The following is a 23,253-nucleotide window of genomic DNA, read 5'->3' as shown; positions in this document are numbered from 1 at the left end:
CGAACGCACCCAGAGGGGTGGCCTCCGGACGGGCCGATCGACGCAGACCTGGAACGCGAAGGCGCCGGCGGAGCTGGAAACCCAGCTCCGCCGGCGCCTTTCCCATGGTGGTGGGGTCGTCAGGCGGCCGCCTCGACGGTGCCGGCCTGTTCCGTCTCCGTGACCGCCGCGCTCTCCTTCACGTGGATCCGGCGCAGCGTGGTCGCCGCCGCCACCGCCGCGACGACCAGCACCGCCGCCCCCGCGACGGCCGCCCCGTGCATCCCGCTCGTGAAGGCATCCCGCGCCGCCGCCACCAGGGTCTCGCCCGTACGTCCCGGAAGCCGGCCGGCGACGGCGAGCGCACCACCGAGGGTCTCGCGGGCCGGGGCCGGGGCGCCGGCCGGGATCTCGTGGCGGTAGATCGCCGTACCGATGGAGCCGAGGACCGCCATGCCGAGCGCGCCGCCGAACTCCGCGCCCGTCTCCAGCAGTGACGAGGCCGCGCCCGCCTGCTCCACCGGGGCCGCGCCCAGGGCCAGGTCGGTCAGCTGGGACATCACCATCACGATGCCGGAGGCCAGCACTCCGCAGGCGACCAGCACCAGCCAGAGCGAGTCCGTGCCGGCCAGGGCGAGCATTCCGTAGCCGGTCGCGGCGATGGTGAAGCCCGCCGCGACGACGTGTGCGCGCTTGACGCCCTTCTGCACCAGCTGCGTCGCCATCGGGGCCGCCATCCCGATCGGCACCGAGGGCAGCAGCGCCCACAGGGCCGCCTCCATCGCGCTCTTGCCGAGCACCGACTGCAGGTACTGGGTGGTGAAGAAGGCCGAGCCCATCATCGCGAACGAGGACAGGAGGTTCAGGACGACCGCGGGGGCGAAGCCCCGGCCGCGGAACAGTGCCGGAGAGATCATCGGGGTGGCCGCCGTGCGCTGGCGGTGGACGAACAGGGCCGCGAAGAGCAGGCCCACGGCGATCGAGACGACGTAGAGCGGGTGCACGCCCTCGGACGGGATCTCCTTCAGGCCGTAGATCACCGGGAGCACCGCCGCCATCGACAGCGGCACGCCGAGGAGGTCGAAGCGGCCGGGCTCGGGATTCTTCGACTCGGGCAGCAGGATCGGGCCCAGCACCAGCAGCAGCGCCATCGCGGGCAGGTTGACCAGGAAGACCGAGCCCCACCAGAAGTACTGCACCAGCACACCACTCAGCACCGAGCCCAGCGCGATGCCGCCGGTCATCACACCGGACCAGATGCCGATCGCCTTCGCCCGCTGGCCGGGGTCGGTGAACATCGTGCGGACCAGCGCCATGGTCGAGGGCATCAGGGTCGCGCCCCCGAGGCCGAGGACGGCGCGGGCGGCGATCAGGGTCTCGGCGCTGTTCGCGTACGCGGCCGTCAGCGAGGCGGCGCCGAAGGCGGCGGCCCCGATCAGCAGCAGCTTGCGGCGGCCGATGCGGTCGCCGAGCGAGCCCATCGTCATCAGCAGGCCCGCCAGGACGAACGCGTAGATGTCGAAGATCCACAGCTGCTGGGTGCCGCTCGGCTCCAGGTCCGCGCTGATCGCCGGGATGGCGAAGTAGAGGACCGAGACGTCCATCGAGACCAGCAGCAGCGGAAGCATCAGCACGCCGAGGGCGGTCCATTCGCGGCGGCCGGCGCGACCGGCCGCGGTCGTGGTGGTGCTCGTCGAGTTCGTCATGCCAAGGAATGTACACACGTCTTATACGGCTGTCTAGAACGCTTGTATAAGTCACTTGTCTAGGACGCTTGTATGGACCGCGGGTAGGCTGCTCGCATGGGACATCGTGAGGATCTGCTGGAAGGCGCCAAGAGCTGCCTGCTGGAGAAGGGCTTCCTGCGCACGACCGCGCGGGACGTCGTCAAGGCGTCGGGGACCAACCTCGCGTCCATCGGCTACCACTACGGCTCGAAGGACGCGCTGCTGGCGCAGGCGTACGTGTCGTTGATCGAGGGCGTGGGGGAGACCATGGCTCCGGGCCCCGGATGGGGCGCGGGCGGCGAGACGACGGCGCCCTCCGGTTCGCTGGAGCGCTTCCGGGACGTGTGGGCGAGCGTCATCCGCTCGGTCCCCGAGTCGCGGGCCATCTGGCTGCTGAGCTTCGAGCTCATCTTCCAGGGCGACCGGATGTCGGAGGTGCGCCGGCTGCTGGGCGAGGCCCAGGGGGAGGGGCGTTCGGGGCTGGTCTCGATGTTCACCGGCGTCCCGGAGAGGGAGCTCGACAAGGAGACCGTCGACACGGAGGGCCGCTTCTACCAGACCCTGCTCAACGGGCTCATGGTGCAGTGGCTCTTCGACCCGGACTCGGCGACCGACGCCGACCGGCTCACCGAGGGGCTGCGCCGGGTGATCGCGGGAGCGGAGCAGGCCCGGAAGAAGGCGGCGGAGCCGGCCGGGAAGAGCTGACTACAGCCGGGCCGCCTTGAGCGCCATGTGCAGCAGCAGCCGGTCCTCGCCGTCGTCCAGATCGAGGCCGGTCAGCTGCTCCACCCGGGACAACCGGTAGTAGAGGGTCTGGCGGTGGATGCCCAGCCCGGCGGCGGCCCGGCCGGCCTGGCCCGCGCAGTCGAGGAAGACCTCGGCGGTGCGGGCCAGCTCCTGGTGGGCGGGGGAGAGCAGGGTGTGCACGGCGGGGTCGTGCGCGGCCTCCGGCGGCAACGCGGTGAGCAGCCGGAACGGCCCGATCGACGCCCAATCGGCGACGGGCCCGAAACGCGGCTCCGCCAGCGCGGCCCGCGCGGCGGCCGACGCCTCCGCCCAGGCGCTGCCCAGCTCGGCCAGCCCCATCCGGCCGGCGGCGACCCCACCGGCGGCGGTCCGCCCGCCCCGATCACCGCCACCCGCCCGTTCCAGCAGCCGCGTGGCCGCCGACACCGCCGGGGTCAGCGTGTCCGTCGAGCGCAGCCGTACCAGCAGCGCCAGGCACTGGGCCGTAGCCCCCCAGGGCACGGTGCACAGGGCCGTCGCGCCCGGCAGGGTGCGCACCGACGGGGCGTCGTCGGGGTCCGCCGAGGGCCAGGGGGCCACGCACACCACCGTGTGCGGCCCGTCCGCGCGCGCACCCAGGGCGGTCCGCAGCTCCGCCACCGCCATGTCCCGCGGCCAGCCCCGCTCGGCGGTCAGCACCGTGCGCAGCTCCCGGGTGAGGTCGGCGCCGTGCTGCGCCTCGTCCGCGAGCAGCGCGCCGATCCGCGCGGTCACCCGCATGGCGGCCGCCAGCTGCTGTTCGGTCGGCCCCGGATCGTCGTCCAGGAGCCAGACGTAGCCGAGGACGACACCGCGGTGGCGTACCGGCAGACAGATCCGCCCCCGGTACACGCCCGCCTCGGGGGTGGGCGGGATCCGGACCGGGCCCGTGGCCCGGGTGATGCCGAAGCCCTCGAACCAACGGCGCACCGCGGCCGTGGAGCGGCGGGTGAGGATCGAACGGGTGCGCACCGGGTCCAGGGCCGACGGGTCCAGGTCGCCCTCGCTGTCGTAGGCGCCGAAGGCGATCAGTTCGAAGTTCCGGTTCTCCAGCGTGGCGGGCGCGCCGAGCAGCTCCGAGATCTCGTCGACCAGCTCCTGGTAGTCACCCTTGTAATCCGCCGTCACCCGGGCATTCTCCCCCATTTTCGCAGGCACTTCATACATCTGTCTGAGATCGCGTCCACGGATGCGTGACAGCTGTCGATGGCAGACGATCGGAGGGATCCTTAACTTTCACGGTGGTTCTCCGTGCCGTCCCCGGATCGTCGGGTTTCGGCCCTCTTTGACTGTTGTGGAGGTGCCCCGTGCTGGGTCCCGTGATTCTTGCCGCGTCGCGCAGCGACCGGATGCGACGCCTGATCTCGGCGGCCCCGGTGACCAAGCAGGTCGTCGACCGCTTCATCCCCGGCGAGACCGTGGACGACATCGTCCCCATCATCGGGGAGCTGACCGGGCGGGGCCTGGAGCTGACCATGGACGTGGTCGGCGAGGACATCACCACCCCCGAGCAGGCCACCGCCGCGCGCGACGCCTACCTGCTGCTGATCGACCGGCTCAAGGACCTGGAGCTCGGCCCGAAGGTCGAGATGTCGGTGAAGCTGTCCATGTTCGGCCAGGCGCTCCCCGGCGGCCACGAGCTGGCGCTCGCCAACGTCCGCCCGGTGGTCGAGGCCGCCGCCGCCATCGGCACCACGGTCACGCTGGACGCGGAGGACCACACCACCCTCGACTCGATGTTCGCCATTCACGAGGAGCTGCGGAAGGACTTCCCGCAGACCGGCTGCGTCATCCAGGCGTACCTCTTCCGCACCGAGGCCGACGCCCGCCGCCTCGCCGCGAGCGGCAGCCGCGTACGGTTGGTGAAGGGCGCCTACAAGGAGCCCGCCGAGGTCGCCTACCAGAACAAGCACGAGATCGACAAGGCGTACGTCCGGATCCTGCGCACCCTCATGGAGGGCGACGGGTATCCGATGATCGGGTCCCACGACCCGCGCCTGATCTCCGTCGCGCAGGAGCTGGCCCGCACGGCCGGCCGCAAGCTCGACGAGTACGAGTTCCAGATGCTGTACGGCATCCGCAGCGACGAGCACCTGCGGCTGGCCGCCGAGGGCCACCGCATGCGCGTCTACACCGCCTACGGCACCGACTGGTACGGCTACTTCATGCGGCGCCTGGCGGAGAAGCCGGCCAACCTGCGCTTCTTCCTCCGCTCGATGGTCAGCAAGGGCTGAGCCCGCACCCCACGCCCGACCCACCGCTCAAGTCAAGGAGTTCCGGAACCCATGGACGCTGTGACCCAGGTCCCCACGCCCGTCAACGAGCCGGTACACGGCTACGCCCCCGGCTCGCCCGAGCGCGCCCGGCTGGAGGCCAAGCTGAAGGAGCTGGCCGAGAACCCGGTCGACCTGCCCTGCACCATCGGCGGCGAGAAGCGCATGGGTGGCGGTGAGGCCTTCGAGGTCGTCCAGCCGCACAACCACAAGGCCGTCCTCGGCACCTACCGCAACGCCACGCAGGCGGACGCCCAGGACGCCATCGACGCGGCCCTGGCCGCGGCCCCGGCCTGGCGCGCGATGTCCTTCGACGACCGCGCCGCGATCATCCTGCGCGCCGCCGAGCTGCTGGCCGGCCCGTGGCGCGAGACGATCGCCGCCTCCACCATGCTCGGCCAGTCCAAGACCGCCCAGCAGGCCGAGATCGACAGCCCCTGTGAGCTGGTCGACTTCTGGCGCTTCAACGTCCACTACGCCCGCCAGATCCTGGCCGAGCAGCCCCCGGCCAACTCCCCGGGCGTGTGGAACCGCATGGACCACCGCCCGCTGGAGGGCTTCGTCTACGCGATCACGCCGTTCAACTTCAGCGCCATCGCCGCCAACCTGCCCACCGCCCCCGCGCTGATGGGCAACGTGGTGATCTGGAAGCCGTCCCCGACCCAGACCCACGCGGCCGTGCTGCTCATGAAGCTGCTGGAGGAGGCCGGCCTGCCCAAGGGCGTCATCAACCTGCTCACCGGTGACGGCATCGAGGTCTCCGAGGTCGCCCTGAACCACCGCGACCTGGCGGGCATCCACTTCACCGGCTCGACCAAGACCTTCCAGTACCTGTGGAAGACGGTCGGCAACAACATCGAGAAGTACCGCTCGTACCCGCGTCTGGTCGGCGAGACCGGCGGCAAGGACTTCGTGGTGGCGCACCCGAGCGCCGACCGCGCGGTGCTGAAGACCGCCCTGACCCGGGGCGCCTTCGAGTACCAGGGCCAGAAGTGCAGCGCGACCTCCCGCGCCTACATCCCGGCCTCCATCTGGAACTCCGGCTTCAAGGAGGAGTTCGCCGCCGAGGTCGACTACCTGACCATGGGTGACGTCACCGACCTGTCGAACTTCATCGGCGCGGTCATCGACGAGCGCTCCTTCGCGAAGAACAAGGCCGCGATCGACCGGGCCAAGGAGGACCCGACCTGCACGATCGTCGCGGGCGGCAGCTACGACGACTCGGTCGGCTACTTCGTCCGCCCGACCGTCATCGAGTGCACCGACCCGGAGAACGAGGTCTTCACGACCGAGTACTTCGGCCCGATCCTCGCGGTGTACGTGTACGACGACAGCTCGGCCGAGAAGTACGACGAGATGCTGACCCAGATGGAGTCGGTGTCCGACTACGCCCTCACCGGTTCGGTCATCGCGGGCGACCGCGCCGCCGCTGCCTACACGATGGAGAAGCTCCGCTACGCGGCCGGCAACTTCTACATCAACGACAAGTCGACCGGCGCCGTGGTCGGCCAGCAGCCCTTCGGCGGCGGCCGTGCCTCCGGCACCAACGACAAGGCGGGCGCCCCGCAGAACCTGATGCGCTGGACCCTCACCCGCGCCATCAAGGAGACCCTGGTCCCGCCGACCGACTACACCTACCCGCACATGGGCTGACCTCCTGGGCCCGCACACGGGCTGACCCCCGGGCCCGCACCCGGGCCCCGACAGCCGGGCAGGACCCGCGAACTCCGCCCCCGATCCGGAAGCAACCCTCCGGACCGGGGGCGGTGCCATGTCCGGGGTCAGGTGCGCCGGAAGGAGATCCGGGGGGCGTGTGGGGTGCGTCAGAAGGAGAAGTGCTTGGCCATGGCCCGGTCCTCGCCCGCCGCCCGACCGTAGGTGTCGCGCAGCCGTTCGTAGTACCGCCGGAACATCGCGCGCATCTCGCCCTCCTCCCGGCCCACCGGGTCGTGCTCGAACTCGTCACCGGCCGCCGCCCAGAGCTCCTCGAAGTCCGTCGACTCCACGAACCGCCCGGCCAGGCGCACCTCGGCGGCGGTCAGGAGTACGTAGGGCGGCCCCTCCTGGTGCCGCGGGTGGTACACGGGACGGCCGCCGCATATCAGCAGGGACGCCGGTTCCTCCGGGCCGATGGCGTGCTTCTCCTCCCCGCACACGAGGCGGTCCAGGGCGACGAAGTCCTTCTGGACCACCATCTGGACGGTGTCCGGCGCCGGTTCGGCGTCCCAGGCGGCGTCGAAGAGCTCGTCCAGCCAGGCCGCGTCGTCGCGCAGCTCGTCCTCCCGGACGGCGATGAGGTGCAGGTGGTAGCCCATGCCGGGGAGAGTAGGGCAGGCCACCGACAACGGCCCTCGAAGGACGCGGGCGGTGACGTCGCGGCGCGGGAGGTCCCGTACGAGGCCGGCGCTCGTGGTCCTGTTCTGCCCTCGCCCGGGATACTGCTGCGATGGCCGTCGAGATCCGCACCGCCCACACCGCCGAGCTCGCCCCCGCCGAACTCCTCGCCGTCCGTGCCCTGTTGCACGACGCCTTCGACGGCGACTTCGACGACGACGACTGGGACCACACGCTGGGCGGCGTCCACGCCCTCGCGTACGACGGGCGCGGGCTAGCCGCACACGGGGCCGTCGTCATGCGGCGGGTGCGCTACCGCGGGCGGTGGCTGCGGATCGGCTATGTCGAGGGCGTCGCCGTCCGGCACGACGTGCGCCGCACCGGGCTCGGCGGCCGGATCATGGCCGCGCTCGAAGGGATCGTCACGCGCGCCTACGCCTTCGGTGCCCTGTCCGCGAGCGACGACGGCGCCCGGCTGTACGCGGCCCGTGGCTGGCGGGCGTGGGGCGGACGCATCCTGGCGCTCGGTCCCGACGGCGTGGCGCGGCTGGCCGAGGAGGAGGGCTCGACGTACGTGTGGCCCGCGCCCGCCGACGCGGCCGACCCCGGCGCCGAGCTGCTCTTCGACTGGCGTGACGGTGACGTCCTCTGAGTCTCCGTCCGGCTTCACCGCCGGGTTCGCCGTAAGGATCCACCGTTTCACCGTCTGATGAAACCGCAGGTCAGCAGCGTGTGGCCCGATGCGCCGTCTCAGATAGTAGGAAGTCCGAGTAATTGTGGAGACAGGTGCCCCGTCCTCGCATAGCTTTGTAGGAGCCGAACGTCTCGCTCGATCAAGCGAATGGCGGTCGTGAGCCGGGCCCTGTGCAGGACACCCCTGCGGCACCGCTCCCCGCCCTCCGGCGTCTCGTAACCCCCCTGCCTCCGCGCTCCGTGCTTTCTCGAAGGAGTCGATTCACCATGGCCGAGACGACCGTCCGCCGCCGCGTCCGTCACGTCACCCGCATGAGCGAGACCGACCGCAAGAACGCCGCCGCCGCCCTCCAGCGCGCCCTCGACCGCCGCGACAACGGAGGCGAGACCGGCCACTGAGCCGGGGTGCCCTCACCGTCAGTCCATATGGCGGACATCGTGTGTCATCTCTCGGGACGAGGAGTAGGGTGCCGGCATGTCTCGCAGCATCGATCTCGCAGTGATTCCCGGTGACGGCATCGGCCAGGAAGTCGTGGCCGAGGGCCTGAAGGTCCTGACAGCCGTCCTCCCGCAGGATGTGAAGCTGGAGACCAGGGAGTACGACTTCGGTGCCCGGCGTTACCACGCCACCGGTGAGACCCTCACCGAGGCCGACCTCGAGGCCCTGAAGACGCACGACGCCATCCTGCTCGGCGCGATCGGCGACCCGTCGGTGCCGTCCGGCGTCCTGGAGCGCGGCTTCCTGCTCAAGCTCCGCTTCGCCTTCGACCACCACGTCAACCTGCGCCCGAGCAAACTCCTGCCCGGTGTGGCCACCCCGCTGGCCGGCGACCCGCAGATCGACTTCGTCGTCGTCCGCGAGGGCACCGAGGGGCCGTACACCGGCAACGGCGGCACCATCCGCAAGGGCACCGAGCACGAGGTCGCCACCGAGGTCTCCGTCAACACGGCCTTCGGTGTCGAGCGCGTGGTCCGCGACGCCTTCGCCCGTGCCCAGGCCCGCCCGCGCAAGAAGCTCACGCTGGTCCACAAGAACAACGTCCTGACCTTCGCGGGACACCTGTGGACCAACATCTTCAACAAGGTGGCCGAGGAGTACCCCGAGGTCACCACCGAGTACATTCACGTCGACGCGGCCACGATCTTCCTGGTCACCCAGCCCGAGCGATTCGACGTCATCGTCACCGACAACCTCTTCGGCGACATCATCACCGACCTCGCCGCGGCCGTCTCCGGCGGCATCGGCGTCGCGGCCTCCGGCAACATCAACCCGAGCCGCGAGTTCCCGTCCATGTTCGAGCCCGTGCACGGCTCGGCCCCGGACATCGCGGGCCAGGGCAAGGCCGACCCGACCGCCACGGTCCTGTCCGTCGCCCTGCTGCTGCGCCACCTCGGCTACGACGCCGAGGCGACCCGCATCGAGGACGCCGTCTCCGCCGACCTCGCGGAGCGCGGTGCGCTGCCCACGCGCAGCACCTCCGAGATCGGCGACGCGCTCTCCGTACGAGTAGCAGGCTGACCTCCCCCAGAGCCTGAACGCCTGGGTGGGACCCCCAGGCCGCTCGAACCTTCGAAGCCGTCGGGTCGCATCCGCGCCCGGCGGCTTCCCCCTGTCCGCCGCCGGGTGCCACCATCGAAGCCTGGGCCGCATTCACCCCGTTTTCTTCCGTCGCAGCGCCCGCGCGATAATCGGACGCGGAGCCGCGACATGAGGGAATGCTCGGACGTCCTAGCACCGGCCACTGGCCGTGCGGGCGTGAGCGCGGCCCGTCACTACAACCGGTGAAGGACACTCACTCATGACGACGCCCACGATCGAGCTCAAGCCCTCGGCCAACCCGCTCTCCGACGCAGAGCGCGAGGCGATCCTGACCAACCCCGGTTTCGGCCGCCACTTCACCGACCACATGGTGACGATCCGGTGGACCGAGGGCCGGGGCTGGCACGACGGCCAGCTCGTTCCGTACGCGCCGATCCCCCTCGACCCCGCCACCCATGTCCTGCACTACGCGCAGGAGATCTTCGAGGGCCTGAAGGCCTACCGGCAGCCCGACGGCTCGGTCGCCACCTTCCGCCCCGAGAAGAACGCCCAGCGCTTCCAGGCCTCCTCCCGTCGCCTGGCCATGCCCGAGCTGCCCGTCGAGACGTTCATCGAGGCCTGTGACGCCCTGGTCCAGCAGGACAAGGCATGGGTGCCGGCGCACGGCGGTGAGGAGTCTCTGTACCTGCGCCCGTTCATGATCGCCACCGAGGTCGGCCTCGGCGTCAAGCCCGCCAACGAGTACCTGTTCATCGTGATCGCCTCCCCGGCCGGCGCCTATTTCCCCGGCGGCGTGAAGCCCGTCTCCATCTGGGCCTCCGAGGACCGCGTCCGCGCCGTCCCGGGCGGCATGGGCGACGCCAAGACCGGCGGCAACTACGCGGCCTCCCTGCTCGCCCAGGCCGAGGCCGCCGCCAAGGGCTGCGACCAGGTCTGCTACCTCGACGCCGTGGAGCACAAGTGGGTCGAGGAACTCGGCGGCATGAACCTGTACTTCGTGTACGGCGACAAGATCGTCACCCCGTCCCTCAGCGGCTCGATCCTGGAGGGCGTCACCCGCGACTCGCTGCTGACCGTCGCCCGTGACCTCGGCTACGAGTCGGAGGAGGCCCGCGTCTCCGTCGACCAGTGGCAGCGCGACTCCGAGAACGGCACGCTGACCGAGGTCTTCGCCTGCGGCACGGCCGCCGTGATCACCCCGGTCGGCACCGTCAAGCGGGCCGGCGCCGAGTGGAAGCAGTCGGGCGGAGAGCCCGGCGAGGTCACGATGAAGCTCCGTCAGGCTCTCCTGGACATCCAGCGCGGCATCACCGCGGACAAGCACGGCTGGATGCACGAGCTGGGCTAGGGTCCTTCGTTTGGATCAGGCCAGACCCGGCGGTCCCGGCACGATCCGAACGAGAGGCTAACCGTTCCTGCTGACGGTCAGGGCCGCCGTGGACTCCTCGTCCGCGGCGGCCCCTTCGCGTTCCCGGCCGGCCGTCAGCAGCAGGTAGACCACACCGCCGACCGCGCCCGACAGCAGGAAGCTGCAGTCCACCCCGCCGGTCATCCGCAGCAGCGGCCCCTGGTACGACGGCAGGGACACCGCCAGCAGACCGACCACGGCGCCCACCGCCCAGGAGGCGGTGGCCCGCACGTTCCAGCCGGCCCGGTACCAGTAGATCCCGCCCCGCGAACGGCGGTTGAACACCTGCAGGGCGTCGGCGTCGTAGACACCGCGGCAGCGGGCGAAGCCGATGAGGGTGATGACCGCCCACGGGGTGCCGATCGCGGTCAGCAGCAGCACGAAGGACGTCATCGCCGACTGGGCGTTCCAGGCGTAGTGGCCGACGAAGACGCACACCGTGGCGACGACGGCGACCGTGCAGGTGGCCCGCGCGCGTGAGGCCCGCGGCAGGATCGCGTCCAGGTCGAGGCCCATCGAGTACAGCATCAGACCGGCGTTGCCGACCGAGCCGGCGGAGGCGGACAGCAGCAGCGGGACCAGGTACCAGGTGGGGGAGGCGTCGACCAGCGGCCCGGCGTAGTCCAGGGCGGCGCGGGCGCCGTAGGCCGTGAAGGTGCCGAACAGCTGCGGGACGAGCAGGCCGAGGACCAGCCCGAGCCAGGTCGCCTGCAGCACCCTGCGGGAGGAGTGGCGGCGCGGGGAGATGTAGCGGGTGTAGTCGCCCAGCAGGGTGATGAAGGCGATCGGGCCGGACAGGCCCGCGGCCACCGTGGCCAGGAACCACGTCGGCCAGAACCCGCCCAGCAGATAGCCGCCCGTCTCCGGCAGTGCGGCGGTGGTGAAGTGCGGGGCGTAGGCGAACAGTCCGAGGAGCAGCAGGAGGGTCATGCCGACCGCGAGGACGCGGGACATGGTGAGCAGCACCCGGTAGCCGTAGACCGCGCCCGCGACGGTCGCCGCGGCGAGCAAGGTGTAGACGACGGCGTACGACACTCCGCTCGGCGTCAGCCCGAAGAGCCGGTGCAGGACGCTCACCATCACGTCGCCGCCGATCCACACCGTCAGCGCGGTGTAGCCGAGGGCCAGCAGCAGCCCGACCACCGAGCCGACCAGCCGGCCGCGCACGCCGAACTGGGCGCCGGAGGAGGTGGACAGGTTCGTGGCCGTGCGCAGGGAGACCAGCGCCAGCGGGGCCGTGAACAGAGTGCCGACCACGGTGCCCACCACGACGGAGCTGAGGGAGGCCCACCAGCCGAGCCCGAAGGACGGCGGCAGCCAGCCGAAGATGATCACACCGAGGCACAGATTGGATCCGAGCAGGATCGACACCAGGTCGCGCGGACCGCTGGTCCGTTCCTCCTCCGGGATGGTGTCGACTCCGCGCTGTTCTATCGGCATGGCTGGGTCTCCTTCGACTGCCGCCTGAGGTTTGAGCGACGTTCAATGTGACGCGCTCAACGTTTCGTCGTCAATCTTTCGCATCACCGAATCTCGCGTTTAGAGTGTTGTTCAAATCTGCGAAAGGCAAGGAGGTGCCGCCGCGTGAGACTGACCCCCACGGAGCGTGACAGGCTGCTGCTCTTCGGAGCCGCCGAGCTGGCCCGCGCCCGCAAGGCCCGCGGCCTGAGGCTCAACGTGCCGGAGGCCACCGCCCTGATCGCCGACACCGTCTGCGAGGCCGCCCGCGACGGCGCCCGGCTCGCCGAGGCGATCGGGCGCGCCCGCGCGGTGCTCGGCCCGGACGACGTCCTGCCGGGCGTCGCGGACGTGGTCACCGAGGTCCACGTGGAGGCCGTCTTCGACGACGGCTCACGGCTCGCCGTGGTCACCGACCCGATCGCGGGCGGCCACCTCGGCGACCAGGGGCCGGGTGCGCTGCTGCCGGGACCGCGGCACGCCGAGCCGGAGGCGGCGGTACGGCTGACGGTGACCAACACGGCGGCCGTGCCGGTCTCCGTCACCTCCCACTTCCACTTCTTCGAGGCCAATCCCCGGCTGGACTTCGACCGCGCGGCCGCCTACGGCATGCGGCTGGCGGTGCCCGCCGGTTCGTCGGTGCGGTTCGGGCCGGGGGAGAGCGCCGAGGTCGGCCTCGTGCCGATCGGCGGCGAGCGCATCGCCATCGGCTTCGCGGGACTGGTCGACGGGCCGCTGGATGCGCCGGGGGCCAGGCAGGAGGCCCTGCGCCGGGCCGCGGCCTGCGGATACCTGGGAGTCAGTGCCGAAGCGACGGCCGAAGAGCCGGAAGGAGGCGACCGATGAGCCGCTCCAAGGGACGCGAGGTGAGCCGGGCGATCCACATCGACCCCCACGCCTACGCCGCCACCCACGGCCCCCGCGCCGGCGACCGCATCCGCCTCGGCGACTCGGGGCTGGTCGTACGCGTCGAGTCGGACGCGCAGAAGTACGGGGACGAGTTCCTCGCCGGCTTCGGCAAGACGGCCCGCGACGGCCTGCACCTCAAGGCGGCGGCCGTCCGCGAGACCTGTGACGTGGTGATCAGCAACGTCGTCGTGATCGACGCGGCCCAGGGCATCCGCAAGGTGTCCATAGGCATCCGCGAGGGACGCGTCTGCGCCGTCGGACGGGCCGGGAACCCCGACACCCTCGACGGGGTCGACGTCGTCGTCGGCACCGGCACGTCCATCGTGTCCGGCGAGGGCCTGATCGCCACCGCGGGCGCCGTCGACACGCATGTGCACCTGCTGTCGCCGCGCATCATGGAGGCCTCGCTCGCCTCCGGCGTCACCACCATCATCGGCCAGGAGTTCGGGCCGGTGTGGGGCGTGGGCGTCAACTCGCCGTGGGCCCTGAGGCACGCGTTCGGCGCCTTCGACGCCTGGCCGGTCAACATCGGCTTCCTGGGCCGGGGTTCCTCCTCGCACAGCGCCCCCCTGATCGAGGCGCTGGCCGAGGGCGGGGCGAGCGGTTTCAAGGTGCACGAGGACATGGGCGCCCACACGCGGGCGCTGGACACGGCCCTCCGCGTCGCCGAGGAGCACGACGTCCAAGTGGCCCTGCACAGCGACGGCCTGAACGAGTGCCTGTCGGTGGAGGACACCCTGCGCGTTCTGGAGGGCCGCACCATCCACGCCTTCCACATCGAGGGCTGCGGCGGCGGACACGTCCCCAACGTGCTGAAGATGGCCGGGGTGCCGAACGTCATCGGCTCCTCCACCAATCCCACCCTGCCCTTCGGCCGGGACGCGGTCGCCGAGCACTACGGCATGATCGTCTCCGTCCACGACCTGAAGACGGACCTGCCCGGCGACGCCGCCATGGCCCGTGACCGCATCCGCGCAGGCACCATGGGCGCCGAGGACGTGCTGCACGACCTGGGCGCGATCGGCATCACCTCCTCCGACGCGCAAGGCATGGGGCGGGCCGGGGAGACCGTGCGCCGCACCTTCGCGATGGCCGGGAAGATGAAGGCCGAGCTGGGCCCGGTCGACGGGGACGGCCCCGACGACGACAACGCCCGCGTGCTGCGCTACATCGCCAAGCTGACCATCAACCCGGCCATCGCGCACGGCCTCTCCCACGAGGTGGGCTCCATCGAGGTGGGCAAGCTGGCCGACATCGTGCTGTGGCGCCCGGAGTACTTCGGAGCCAAGCCGCAGCTCGTCCTCAAGGCGGGCTTCCCGGCGTACGGCGTGGTCGGGGATCCGGGCGCGGCCACGGACACCTGCGAACCCCTGGTGCTCGGCCCGCAGTTCGGCGCGCACGGCGCCACCCCCGCCGACATCTCCGTGGCGTTCGTCGCCCAGGCCGCCCTCGACCAGGGCAACGACACGATGCCCACCCGGCGCCGCAGGGTCGCCGTCCGCGGCACCCGTGGCATCGGCCCCGCCGACCTGCGGCTGAACTCCCGCACCGGAGCGGTCGACGTCGACCAGCGCACCGGCCTGGTCACCCTCGACGGCGACCCGATCCGCTCCGAGCCCGCCGACTCCGTCTCCCTCAACCGCCTGTACTTCCTGTGACCTCCGTGACCCCTGCGAGGACCTCCGAGATGAACACCCCCGCCGCCGACGGCTTCCGCATGCCCGCCGAGTGGACGCCGCACGAGCGCACCTGGATGGCCTGGCCGGGCCCGAACCCGACCTTCGACACCCCCGACGACGTGGCCGCCTCCCGCGCCGCCTGGGCGTCGGTCGCCCGGGCCGTCCGCCGCTTCGAACCGGTCACGGTGGTGTGCGGCCCGGGCCAGTCCGCCGAGGCCCGCGCCCTCCTCGGCGACGGCATCGACACGGTCGAGCGCGACCTGGACGACGCCTGGATGCGCGACATCGGCCCCACCTTCCTCACCGGCGGCAACGGCGAACTCGCCGCCGTGGACTGGACGTTCAACGGCTGGGGCGCCCAGGACTGGGCCCGCTGGGAGCACGACGCGAAGATCGCCGCCCACGTCTCGGACCTCGCGGGCGCGCGGACGTACGCCTCGAAGCTCGTCAACGAGGGCGGCGCCATCCACGTCGACGGCGAGGGCACGGTCCTGCTGACGGAAACGGTCCAGCTCGGCCCCGAGCGCAACCCGCACTGGTCGAGGGAGCAGGTCGAGGCGGAGATCCACGCCCACCTCGGCACCCGCAAGGCCATCTGGCTGCCGCGCGGCCTGACCGGCGACTACCCTCCCCACGGCTACGGCACCCTCGGCCACGTGGACATCGTCGCCGCCTTCGCCCGCCCCGGCGTCGTCGTCGCCCACCACCAGCCGGACCCGGCCCATCCCGACCACGAGGTGACCAAGGAGGTCATCGGCATCCTGAAGTCGGCCACCGACGCCCGGGGGCGCCGCCTGGAGGTCGTCGAGGTCGCCGCCCCGACCGTCCTGGAGGCCGACGGCCACTGGGCCGACTACTCGTACATCAACCACTACCTGTGCAACGGCGGCGTCGTCCTGTGCGGTTTCGACGACCCGCGCGACGAGCTCGCGGCCGGCGTCTTCCGCCGCCTCTTCCCCGAGCGCACGGTGACCCTGGTGGACGCGCGTACGATCTTCGCGGGCGGGGGCGGTATCCACTGCATCACGCAACAGCAGCCGAAGGTCTGACACGTACAGGAGCAGCAGATGGCCGGTGCGGCCCGTGCGCGCAGGAACGCGCCGCCGCGCGAGGAGGTCCTCGCCGCCGCCATGGAGATGATCGCCGAGCGCGGTCTGGAGAAGCTCACCATGGCGGCGCTGGGCCGCGAGGTCGGCATGAGCAGCGGCCATCTGCTGTACTACTTCGGCTCCAAGGACGAGTTGCTGCTGCGCACCCTGGAGTGGAGCGAGAGCCGGCTGGGCGCCGAGCGCGGCCGGCTGCTGACCCGCACCGCCCCCGCCCGGGAACGCCTGGACGCCTACGTCGACCTGTACGTCCCCGACGGCCACCGCGACCCGCACTGGACGCTGTGGCTGGAGGTGTGGAACCGCTCGCTGAACGCCGACGAGGACGGCCGCGACCGGCAGGCCGCCATCGAGGGCGCCTGGCACCGGGACCTGGCCGCCCTGGTCGCCGAGGGCGTCTCGCGCGGCGAGTTCCGCCCCGTCGACGCCGACCGCTTCGCCGCCCGGCTGCGCGCCCTCCTCGACGGCTTCTCCATCCACGTGGCCATCGGCCTGCGCGGCACCGACCGGGAGCAGATCCTCGGCCACGTACGGGAGTTCCTGGACGAGTCGCTGGGGCGCGCGGACGCCTGACGCCGCCGTGCGGGCGCCGATGTGTCATGAACACAATGAACACAACGGGAGGCGGACTTGTCGCAGCCGCGAACACGCGGCACGTTACGACTCATGGGACGAGATCACTGGAAGAAGATCTGGATCGGCTCCGCCGGGAACATGGTGGAGTGGTACGACTGGTTCGTCTACGCCAGTTTCGCCACCTACTTCGCCGGGGCGTTCTTCCCGCACGGCAACCCCACCGCCCAGATGATGAACACCGCGGGCATCTTCGCCGTCGGCTTCTTCATGCGGCCGGTGGGCGGCTGGCTGCTCGGCCGGGTGGGTGACCGCCGCGGCCGCAAGGCGGCGCTCACGCTGACCGTCACCCTCATGTCGGCGTCCGCCGTCCTGATCGCCGTGGCGCCGACGTACGCGGTCGCCGGATACGGGGGCGCGCTGGTGCTGCTCCTCGCCCGGCTGCTGCAGGGGCTGTCGGTGGGCGGCGAGTACGCGGCCAGCGCCACCTACCTCACCGAGGCCTCCGACCCGCGCCGGCGCGGCTTCGCCTCCAGCTTCCAGTACGTGTCCATGACCGCCGGCCAGATCGTCGGCCTCGGCCTGCAGATCGTGCTCCAGCGCACCATGTCCGACACGGCCCTGCACAGTTACGGCTGGCGCATCCCGTTCGTCGTCGGCGCGCTCGGCGCGGCCGTGATCTTCTACCTGCGCCGCAGCATGCTGGAGACCGAGATCTATGAGGCCGACGCCACCGGCGGCGAGGAGCGCGGCACGCTGCGCGCGCTGTGGCGGCACAAGCGGGAGGCGTTCCTGGTGATCGCCCTGACCATGGGCGGCACGGTGGCCTACTACACCTACACCACCTATCTGACGAAGTTCCTGTCCAACTCGGCGGGCCTGCCCAAGCGGACCGCGACCCTGGTCTCCTTCACCGCGCTGATCGTCTTCGCCTGCCTCCAGCCGCTGGCCGGCCGGCTGTCCGACCGGATCGGCCGCCGGCCGCTGCTGATCACCTTCGCGCTCGGCTCGACCTTCCTGACCGTGCCGATCATGACGCTGCTGGGACACGCGGGCAGCTTCTGGCCGGCGCTCGGGCTGTCCCTGCTCGCGCTGGTCGTGGTCACCGGCTACACCTCCATCAACGCGTGCGTGAAGGCCGAGCTGTTCCCGACCGGCGTACGCGCCCTCGGCGTGGCCCTGCCGTACGCCCTCGCCAACGCCCTGTTCGGCGGCACGGCAGAGTACGTCGCCCTGTGGTTCAAGAAGGCCGGCGCGGAGTCCGGATTCTTCTGGTACGTGGCGGCCTGCGCGGCCGTCTCCCTGGTGGTGTACGTCACCATGCGGGAGACGAAGGACCTGGATCTGACCCGGCTGAAGGCGGCTCAGGAGTCCAGGCTGACGCCCGCATCCTGAGACGGCGGTGAGCGCGGGGGCAGAACTGTGCCAAACTGCCCTCGTGCTCTCGTTCGCCATGATTATTGGCAGCAAGCGCGCCGGTCCGCAGTGACCGCCACGTACGACCAGGTACGGGCGGCCACCGTCGTCCTCGACCCGCGCGCAGACCTCTCGCACCCGCGAGAGGTTTTTCGTTTTCCTGGCCCACCTTCAGCCGGGGACGAAGCGCGAGGGAGTATTGGGGGGACGGTGGAACCGGTCATTCCGGTACGACCGAGATCCCATATCAGGAGCCTTGAGACATGTCCGAAACCAGCCGGCTGGACGATTCGTTCCACGTCTTCGACACCACTTTGCGCGACGGCGCCCAGCGCGAGGGCATCAACCTCACCGTCGCCGACAAGCTGGCCATCGCCCGGCACCTGGACGACTTCGGCGTGGGCTTCATCGAGGGCGGCTGGCCCGGCGCGAACCCGCGGGACACCGAGTTCTTCGCCCGCGCCCGGCAGGAGATCGACTTCAAGCACGCCCAGCTGGTCGCCTTCGGCTCCACCCGGCGGGCCGGCGCGAAGGCGGCGGACGACCCCCAGGTCAGGGCGCTCCTGGACTCGGGCGCCGAGGTGATCACCCTCGTGGCCAAGTCGCACGACCGGCACGTGGAGCTGGCGCTGCGCACCACGCTGGAGGAGAACCTGGAGATGGTCCGGGACACCGTCTCCCACCTGCGCTGCGAAGGCCGCCGCGTCTTCGTCGACTGCGAGCACTTCTTCGACGGCTACCGCGCCAACGCCGAGTACGCCAAGTCGGTCGTCCGGGCCGCCGCCGAGGCGGGCGCCGACGTGGTGGTCCTCTGCGACACCAACGGCGGCATGCTGCCCGCCCAGATCCAGGCGGTGGTCTCCACGGTCCTGGCGGACACCGGCGCCCGCCTCGGCATCCACGCCCAGGACGACACCGGCTGCGCCGTCGCCAACACCCTGGCCGCGGTCGACGCCGGCGCCACCCACGTGCAGTGCACGGCCAACGGCTACGGCGAGCGCGTCGGCAACGCCAACCTGTTCCCGGTCGTCGCCGCCCTGGAACTGAAGTACGGCAAGAGGGTGCTGCCCGAGGGCCGGCTGCGCGAGATGACCCGCATCTCGCACGCGATCGCCGAGGTCGTCAACCTCACCCCCTCCACGCACCAGCCCTACGTCGGCCTCTCCGCCTTCGCCCACAAGGCCGGCCTGCACGCCTCCGCGATCAAGGTCGACCCGGACCTGTACCAGCACATCGACCCCGAGCAGGTCGGCAACACCATGCGGATGCTGGTCTCCGACATGGCCGGCCGGGCCTCGATCGAGCTCAAGGGCAAGGAACTCGGCATCGACCTCGGCGGCGACCGTGAACTGGTCGGCCGCGTCGTCGAGCGCGTCAAGGAACGCGAACTCAAGGGCTACACCTACGAGGCGGCCGACGCGAGCTTCGAACTGCTGCTCCGCACGGAGGCCGAGGGCAAGCCCCTGAAGTACTTCGACGTGGAGTCCTGGCGGGCCATCGTCGAGGACCGCCCCGACGGCACCCACGCCAACGAGGCCACCGTCAAGCTGTGGGCCAAGTCCGAGCGGATCGTCGCCACCGCCGAGGGCAACGGCCCGGTCAACGCGCTCGACCGCGCCCTGCGCGTGGCCCTGGAGAAGATCTACCCCCAGCTGGCCACCATCGAGCTGGTCGACTACAAGGTCCGCATCCTGGAGGGCAGGCACGGCACCTCCTCCACCACGCGCGTGCTCATCTCCACCTCGGACGGCACGGGCGAGTGGTCCACCGTCGGCGTCGCCGACAACGTCATCGCGGCCTCCTGGCAGGCACTGGAGGACGCGTACACCTACGGGCTGCTGCGGGCGGGCGTCGAACCGGCGCAGTAGCCACAGTGGAGGCATGACCACAGACACCGCCGCCCCGCTGTCCAGGGCCCGCGTAGCCACCCGGCTGCCCGCGCGGGACCTGGGCCGGGCCCGCCGTTTCTACGCCGAGAAGCTCGGTCTCGAACCCGTGGACGAGCGCCCCGGCGGGCTGCTGTACCGGTGCTCGGGTGTGGACTTCGTCGTGTTCCGCTCGGTGGGGTCCTCGCCCGGCACCTTCACCCAGATGGCCTTCGAGGTGGACGACATCGAGGCGGTCGTGGCCGAGCTGCGGCACCGCGGGGTGGTCTTCGAGGAGGTCGACGCGCCCGGCCTGCGCACCCGGGACGGCATCGCCGAGATCGAGGGCAACTACCCGAGCAAGGGCGCCCGCGGCGAGCGGGGCGCCTGGTTCCGCGACAGCGAGGGCAACCTGCTGGGCGTCGGCGAGCCGGTCCGGTAGCCGGTCGCGGTGGTCAGGGGGCGCGCCAGATGTTGTCGAAGGCCGCGTCCTCGATGCGCCGCCGCTGCCGTACGGCCTCCAGCTCCTGCACCGCGTCGTGGACGGCGGCCAGCACGGTCACCACGGCCTCGTCGTCGGGTTCGGCGCTCTCCCCGGGGATGCCCAGCGCCTCGGCCAGTCCGGCGAGGACGGGCTCGTGGGAGGCCCAGCGATCGGCCGCCGCCTGCCGCGCCGGTGAGTCGACCGGGACCGGCCGGTCGGACCCCCGGGGCATCCACCGGTGGCGCCGCCCGGCCAGCTGTCCCGCCGCCTCCAGCACGGTGACGTAGGCCACGGCCAGCCCGCGCCCCCGGCGCCACAGCCAGTCCTCGACGGTCTCGTACGGCGCCTCACCGACGAGCGACGCCCCCGCCTCGTCTAGGAGCCGGTCACCGGTGGCCGGCACCAGGCCGGGCAGGATGCGCTCGCCGTCCAGGGAGACGGACTCGGCCGAGAGCAGGTCGACCAGTTCGGCCCCCGCGAGGGCCAGTGACAGGTCTCCCTGCTCGACGGGCCGCGTGCCCGGCACGTCCAGACTGACGAACAACAGGTCCCGCGGTGTGGTCATGCCGGACTCCAGGTCGGGGCGGTTACGGCGACGGCGGCGGCCGGGCGGTCACCTCGGCCGACCGGTCACCGGCGCCTAGTCTGACGATACGTCACTTCAGCTGCCACTTCTGGTTCGCCGCCCCCGTGCACGACCAGATCTGCGCCCGGGCGCCGTTGGCCGAGGAGTTGTCGGTGACGTCCAGACACTTGTTCGCTGCCAGGTTCACCACGTCACCCGTCGACGCGTTGTACGACCACTGCTGAGCCCCGGTGCCGTTGCAGTCGTACAGCTGCACCTTCGCCCCGTCGGCCGTCGAGCCCGACGTCACGTCCAGGCACTTGCCGAGTGCCTGGACGGAACCGTCCGCCCGCACCGTCCACTGCTGGGCGGCCGTGCCGTTGCAGTCGTAGAGCTGCACGGCCGTCCCGTCGGCCGACGAAGCACCGGCCACGTCCAGGCACTTGCCCGCCAGACCCACGAACGCCCCCGACCGGCTCCCGCCACCCGACTGCGTCCCCGACCAGGTGAAGGTCGCCGAGGTCTTGCCCGGGAGCGAGTAACTGGCGTGCTGCGAGCCCCAGTCGATGGTCACCGTCTTCGCGCTCGAGGCGTCGTTGTAGGCGATCAGCGCCTTGCTGCCGTCCGGGTTGAGCCACGCCACGTTGGGCACGGACGACGAGGCGGTCGACGCGATCCGCTGCGCGCCCGGCCGGACGAACTTCGTCAGGTGCCCCATGTCGTAGTACTCGACGGTGTAGTCCACCTGGCCGGATCGAGCGTCCCGGTCGTGCACCGTGATCAGCCCGCTGCACGTCCCGCACCCGCCGTTGTGCGGCCCGCGGTCCTGGTCCACCGCGAGCGACCACTTCGTCACCGACTTCGCCCAGTTGCGCGTGTAGTCGACGATGTCGAGCATGTCCTCGCGCTGCTGGTTCGCGATCCAGGTGCCGCCGGAGTGCTCGGTGCCGAACGCGTCCAGCTGCGGGTACCGGTCGTGGACCGTGGTCTGCTTCGTGACGTCACCGCCGTAGCCGTGCCAGGCGATCCCGCCGAAGTTCGGATGCGAGCGGACGGCCGGGTCGTCGACCGTCTGCGCGGCGTAGGAGTCGTAGGTGTCCCAGTTCCAGTCGTGGGCGAGGACCTTCGTGGTCAGCCCGGCCGCCTGGAGCTGGGGCAGCACCTCGTTCTTGGTGAAGTAGGCCAGACCGGAGGCGTTCCAGCTCATCGACGGATATCCCGAGCAGCACGTCGGCTCGTTCTGCGCGGTCACGTAGGACACCGGGATGCCCTGGTCCCGATACGCCTGGAGGTACTTCACGAAGTACGAGGCGTACGCCCCGTAGTCCTCCGCCTTCAGCCAGCCCCCGTCCAGCTGACCGCTGTCCTTCATCCAGGCCGGCGCGGTCCACGGCGAGGCCATCACGGTCAGCGCCGGGTTCAGCTGGAGCGCCTGCCGGGTCAGCGGCACCACGTCCGCCAGGTCGTGCGCGATCGAGAACTTCGCCAGTGACGGGTCGCTCTGCCCGGCCGGCACGTCGTCGTACGTGTACCCGTACCGCGCCAGGTCCGAGGCGCCCATCGGATTGCGCAGGAACGACAGCCCGATGCCGTCCGCCGGCGAGAACAGCTTGCGCATGGTCGCGTCCCGCGTCGTCGCGGACAGCGCGCCGCTGCTGTTCATCAGCCAGGCCGCGGTGTCCGTGAAGGAGGCGCCGCCGCCGGTGAAGGTCTGGTAGCGGGTGTTCTCGTCGACCGTGATGTTCTCGCCGGCGCCGCCGGTGCCGGACTGGAAGGCGAAGGGTGTCTGCGGTTGGAGCCCGCGGACCACGTGCCGCCCGCCGGAGTCGTCGGTCGTGGTCAGCCAGGCCGTGACCTGCTCGCCGGCCGCGTGCGCGGACGGAGCGGTCAGGGTGGTCAGCCCGGCGGTGGCCAGCAGGCCCGCAAGGAGCAGCCGAGCCGCGCGCAGGGGTCTTCTCATGGTGCGCCGCCCTTCTTCAGGTGGGGGATGGGAGGCGTGCGAGCCGTGAGTAAATGACGGCATCTCATGCGCGTCAAGAGGATGCGCGTTCACAAGCCGAAGGATCAACGCGCGTACTGCGGCGGTGCGTTGGCCGTGTACCGGTTGTGGTGTGAAGTCTTGACGGAGCGGGCGGCCCGCTTGTTAACTCACGCCGTGATCTAAGTCATGAGTGAATTCTGAGCGCATCAGGGGCTCGAGGAACGAGCCCGGGAAATCCACCAGAGACGTCCCCGAGTCGCGGGAAGGTCCGTCCATGCGAAGAACCGCCCTGCTCGCCTCCGCCGCCCTGCTCACGGCGCTGATCCCGCTGGCCTCCGCGCACGCGGCCCCGGATCCCGCCGCCGATCCCGCTCCCGTGCCCGTCGACCGTTTCGAGGGCGAGGTGCCCTTCGCGAGCCAGCCGGCCGAGGGCATCTTCACCTGGGGCGGCGACAGCGACGACCCGCCCACCCTCCAACCTGTCTCGTATACAAATCT

At 71.1% G+C, this 23,253-nt stretch carries 21 protein-coding genes; 15 read left to right on the top strand and 6 right to left on the bottom strand.

Going from position 1 to position 23,253, the window contains the following annotated elements; genetic code table 11:
* Positions 1–119: 119 nt before the first annotated feature.
* Positions 120–1,685: an MFS transporter gene (locus BZY54_RS22275; protein ID WP_086727104.1), complete on the bottom strand. Its 1,566-nt coding sequence runs from the start codon at positions 1,683–1,685 to the stop codon at positions 120–122.
* Positions 1,686–1,781: 96 nt separating this feature from the next.
* Here BZY54_RS22275 and BZY54_RS22270 point away from each other — a divergent pair, with 96 nt between their 5' ends.
* Complete coding sequence (locus BZY54_RS22270; RefSeq protein WP_086727103.1) at positions 1,782–2,411, top strand: TetR/AcrR family transcriptional regulator; 630 nt, start codon at positions 1,782–1,784, stop codon at positions 2,409–2,411.
* Here BZY54_RS22270 and BZY54_RS22265 read toward each other — a convergent pair whose 3' ends face one another.
* Entirely contained in the window at positions 2,412–3,617 is a 1,206-nt protein-coding gene (locus tag BZY54_RS22265; protein ID WP_086727102.1) for a PucR family transcriptional regulator, read from the bottom strand.
* A 161-nt stretch (positions 3,618–3,778) separates the two neighbouring features.
* Between BZY54_RS22265 and BZY54_RS22260 the strand changes: the two genes are divergently transcribed.
* Entirely contained in the window at positions 3,779–4,705 is a 927-nt protein-coding gene (locus BZY54_RS22260) for a proline dehydrogenase family protein (protein ID WP_086727101.1), read from the top strand.
* A 51-nt stretch (positions 4,706–4,756) separates the two neighbouring features.
* The gene (gene pruA / locus BZY54_RS22255; protein ID WP_086727100.1) at positions 4,757–6,397 is read left to right on the top strand and encodes an L-glutamate gamma-semialdehyde dehydrogenase; all 1,641 of its coding nucleotides are present in this window, start codon (positions 4,757–4,759) and stop codon (positions 6,395–6,397) included.
* A 170-nt stretch (positions 6,398–6,567) separates the two neighbouring features.
* Here the strand turns inward: pruA and BZY54_RS22250 are convergent, their stop codons facing one another.
* The gene (locus BZY54_RS22250; RefSeq protein WP_086727099.1) at positions 6,568–7,059 is read right to left on the bottom strand and encodes a DUF1877 family protein; all 492 of its coding nucleotides are present in this window, start codon (positions 7,057–7,059) and stop codon (positions 6,568–6,570) included.
* A gap of 131 nt (positions 7,060–7,190) precedes the next feature.
* Between BZY54_RS22250 and BZY54_RS22245 the strand changes: the two genes are divergently transcribed.
* From BZY54_RS22245 to BZY54_RS22230, 4 genes are all read left to right on the top strand, one after another.
* Positions 7,191–7,730: a GNAT family N-acetyltransferase gene (locus BZY54_RS22245; protein WP_086727098.1), complete on the top strand. Its 540-nt coding sequence runs from the start codon at positions 7,191–7,193 to the stop codon at positions 7,728–7,730.
* A 308-nt stretch (positions 7,731–8,038) separates the two neighbouring features.
* Positions 8,039–8,170 (top strand): hypothetical protein, encoded by a 132-nt coding sequence (locus tag BZY54_RS54785; protein ID WP_086727097.1) that lies wholly within the window; start codon positions 8,039–8,041, stop codon positions 8,168–8,170.
* Between the two features lie 76 nt (positions 8,171–8,246).
* On the top strand, positions 8,247–9,290 hold the full coding sequence (locus tag BZY54_RS22235) for a 3-isopropylmalate dehydrogenase (RefSeq protein ID WP_086727096.1): 1,044 nt from the start codon (positions 8,247–8,249) through the stop codon (positions 9,288–9,290).
* A 280-nt stretch (positions 9,291–9,570) separates the two neighbouring features.
* Positions 9,571–10,659 (top strand): branched-chain amino acid aminotransferase, encoded by a 1,089-nt coding sequence (locus tag BZY54_RS22230; RefSeq protein WP_086727095.1) that lies wholly within the window; start codon positions 9,571–9,573, stop codon positions 10,657–10,659.
* A gap of 57 nt (positions 10,660–10,716) precedes the next feature.
* On the opposite strand, the gene BZY54_RS22225 is transcribed toward BZY54_RS22230, so the two are convergent.
* Positions 10,717–12,159 carry a cytosine permease gene (locus BZY54_RS22225; protein WP_086727094.1) on the bottom strand — a complete coding sequence of 481 codons (1,443 nt, stop codon included), beginning with the start codon at positions 12,157–12,159 and terminating at the stop codon, positions 10,717–10,719.
* A 144-nt stretch (positions 12,160–12,303) separates the two neighbouring features.
* On the opposite strand from BZY54_RS22225, the gene ureA reads away from it, so the two are divergent.
* From ureA to BZY54_RS22185, 7 genes are all read left to right on the top strand, one after another.
* A complete protein-coding gene (gene ureA, locus BZY54_RS22220) occupies positions 12,304–13,023 on the top strand; it encodes an urease subunit gamma (protein WP_086727093.1) in 720 nt (239 codons plus the stop codon).
* A complete protein-coding gene (locus BZY54_RS22215; RefSeq protein ID WP_086727092.1) occupies positions 13,020–14,744 on the top strand; it encodes an urease subunit alpha in 1,725 nt (574 codons plus the stop codon). Before ureA ends, BZY54_RS22215 begins: the two co-directional genes overlap by 4 nt.
* A 29-nt stretch (positions 14,745–14,773) precedes the next feature.
* Positions 14,774–15,814, top strand: a complete 1,041-nt coding sequence (locus BZY54_RS22210) for an agmatine deiminase family protein (RefSeq protein WP_086727091.1) — start codon at positions 14,774–14,776, stop codon at positions 15,812–15,814.
* A gap of 18 nt (positions 15,815–15,832) precedes the next feature.
* Complete coding sequence (locus tag BZY54_RS22205; RefSeq protein WP_086727090.1) at positions 15,833–16,444, top strand: TetR/AcrR family transcriptional regulator; 612 nt, start codon at positions 15,833–15,835, stop codon at positions 16,442–16,444.
* A 93-nt stretch (positions 16,445–16,537) separates the two neighbouring features.
* Entirely contained in the window at positions 16,538–17,839 is a 1,302-nt protein-coding gene (locus BZY54_RS22200; protein ID WP_086727089.1) for an MFS transporter, read from the top strand.
* A gap of 284 nt (positions 17,840–18,123) precedes the next feature.
* The gene (gene cimA, locus BZY54_RS22190) at positions 18,124–19,728 is read left to right on the top strand and encodes a citramalate synthase (protein ID WP_086727087.1); all 1,605 of its coding nucleotides are present in this window, start codon (positions 18,124–18,126) and stop codon (positions 19,726–19,728) included.
* 13 nt (positions 19,729–19,741) lie between these two features.
* On the top strand, positions 19,742–20,167 hold the full coding sequence (locus BZY54_RS22185; RefSeq protein WP_086727086.1) for a VOC family protein: 426 nt from the start codon (positions 19,742–19,744) through the stop codon (positions 20,165–20,167).
* Positions 20,168–20,180: 13 nt separating this feature from the next.
* Here the strand turns inward: BZY54_RS22185 and BZY54_RS22180 are convergent, their stop codons facing one another.
* Both BZY54_RS22180 and BZY54_RS22175 read right to left on the bottom strand, forming a co-directional pair.
* Positions 20,181–20,774: a GOLPH3/VPS74 family protein gene (locus BZY54_RS22180; protein ID WP_086727085.1), complete on the bottom strand. Its 594-nt coding sequence runs from the start codon at positions 20,772–20,774 to the stop codon at positions 20,181–20,183.
* A 91-nt stretch (positions 20,775–20,865) separates the two neighbouring features.
* Positions 20,866–22,734, bottom strand: coding sequence for a ricin-type beta-trefoil lectin domain protein (locus tag BZY54_RS22175; protein ID WP_086727084.1), 1,869 nt, complete (start codon positions 22,732–22,734; stop codon positions 20,866–20,868).
* A gap of 295 nt (positions 22,735–23,029) precedes the next feature.
* Between BZY54_RS22175 and BZY54_RS22170 the strand changes: the two genes are divergently transcribed.
* Positions 23,030–23,253 (top strand): hypothetical protein (locus tag BZY54_RS22170; protein WP_143668092.1); only part of this gene is annotated, 224 nt, incomplete at its 3' end.

Origin of the sequence: Streptomyces carpinensis (genome assembly GCF_002154505.1) — a bacterium.
Lineage (GTDB): Bacteria > Actinomycetota > Actinomycetes > Streptomycetales > Streptomycetaceae > Streptomyces > Streptomyces carpinensis.
Note: the sequence above shows the minus strand (reverse complement) of the source record. Positions and strands in the feature narration are given on the sequence as shown.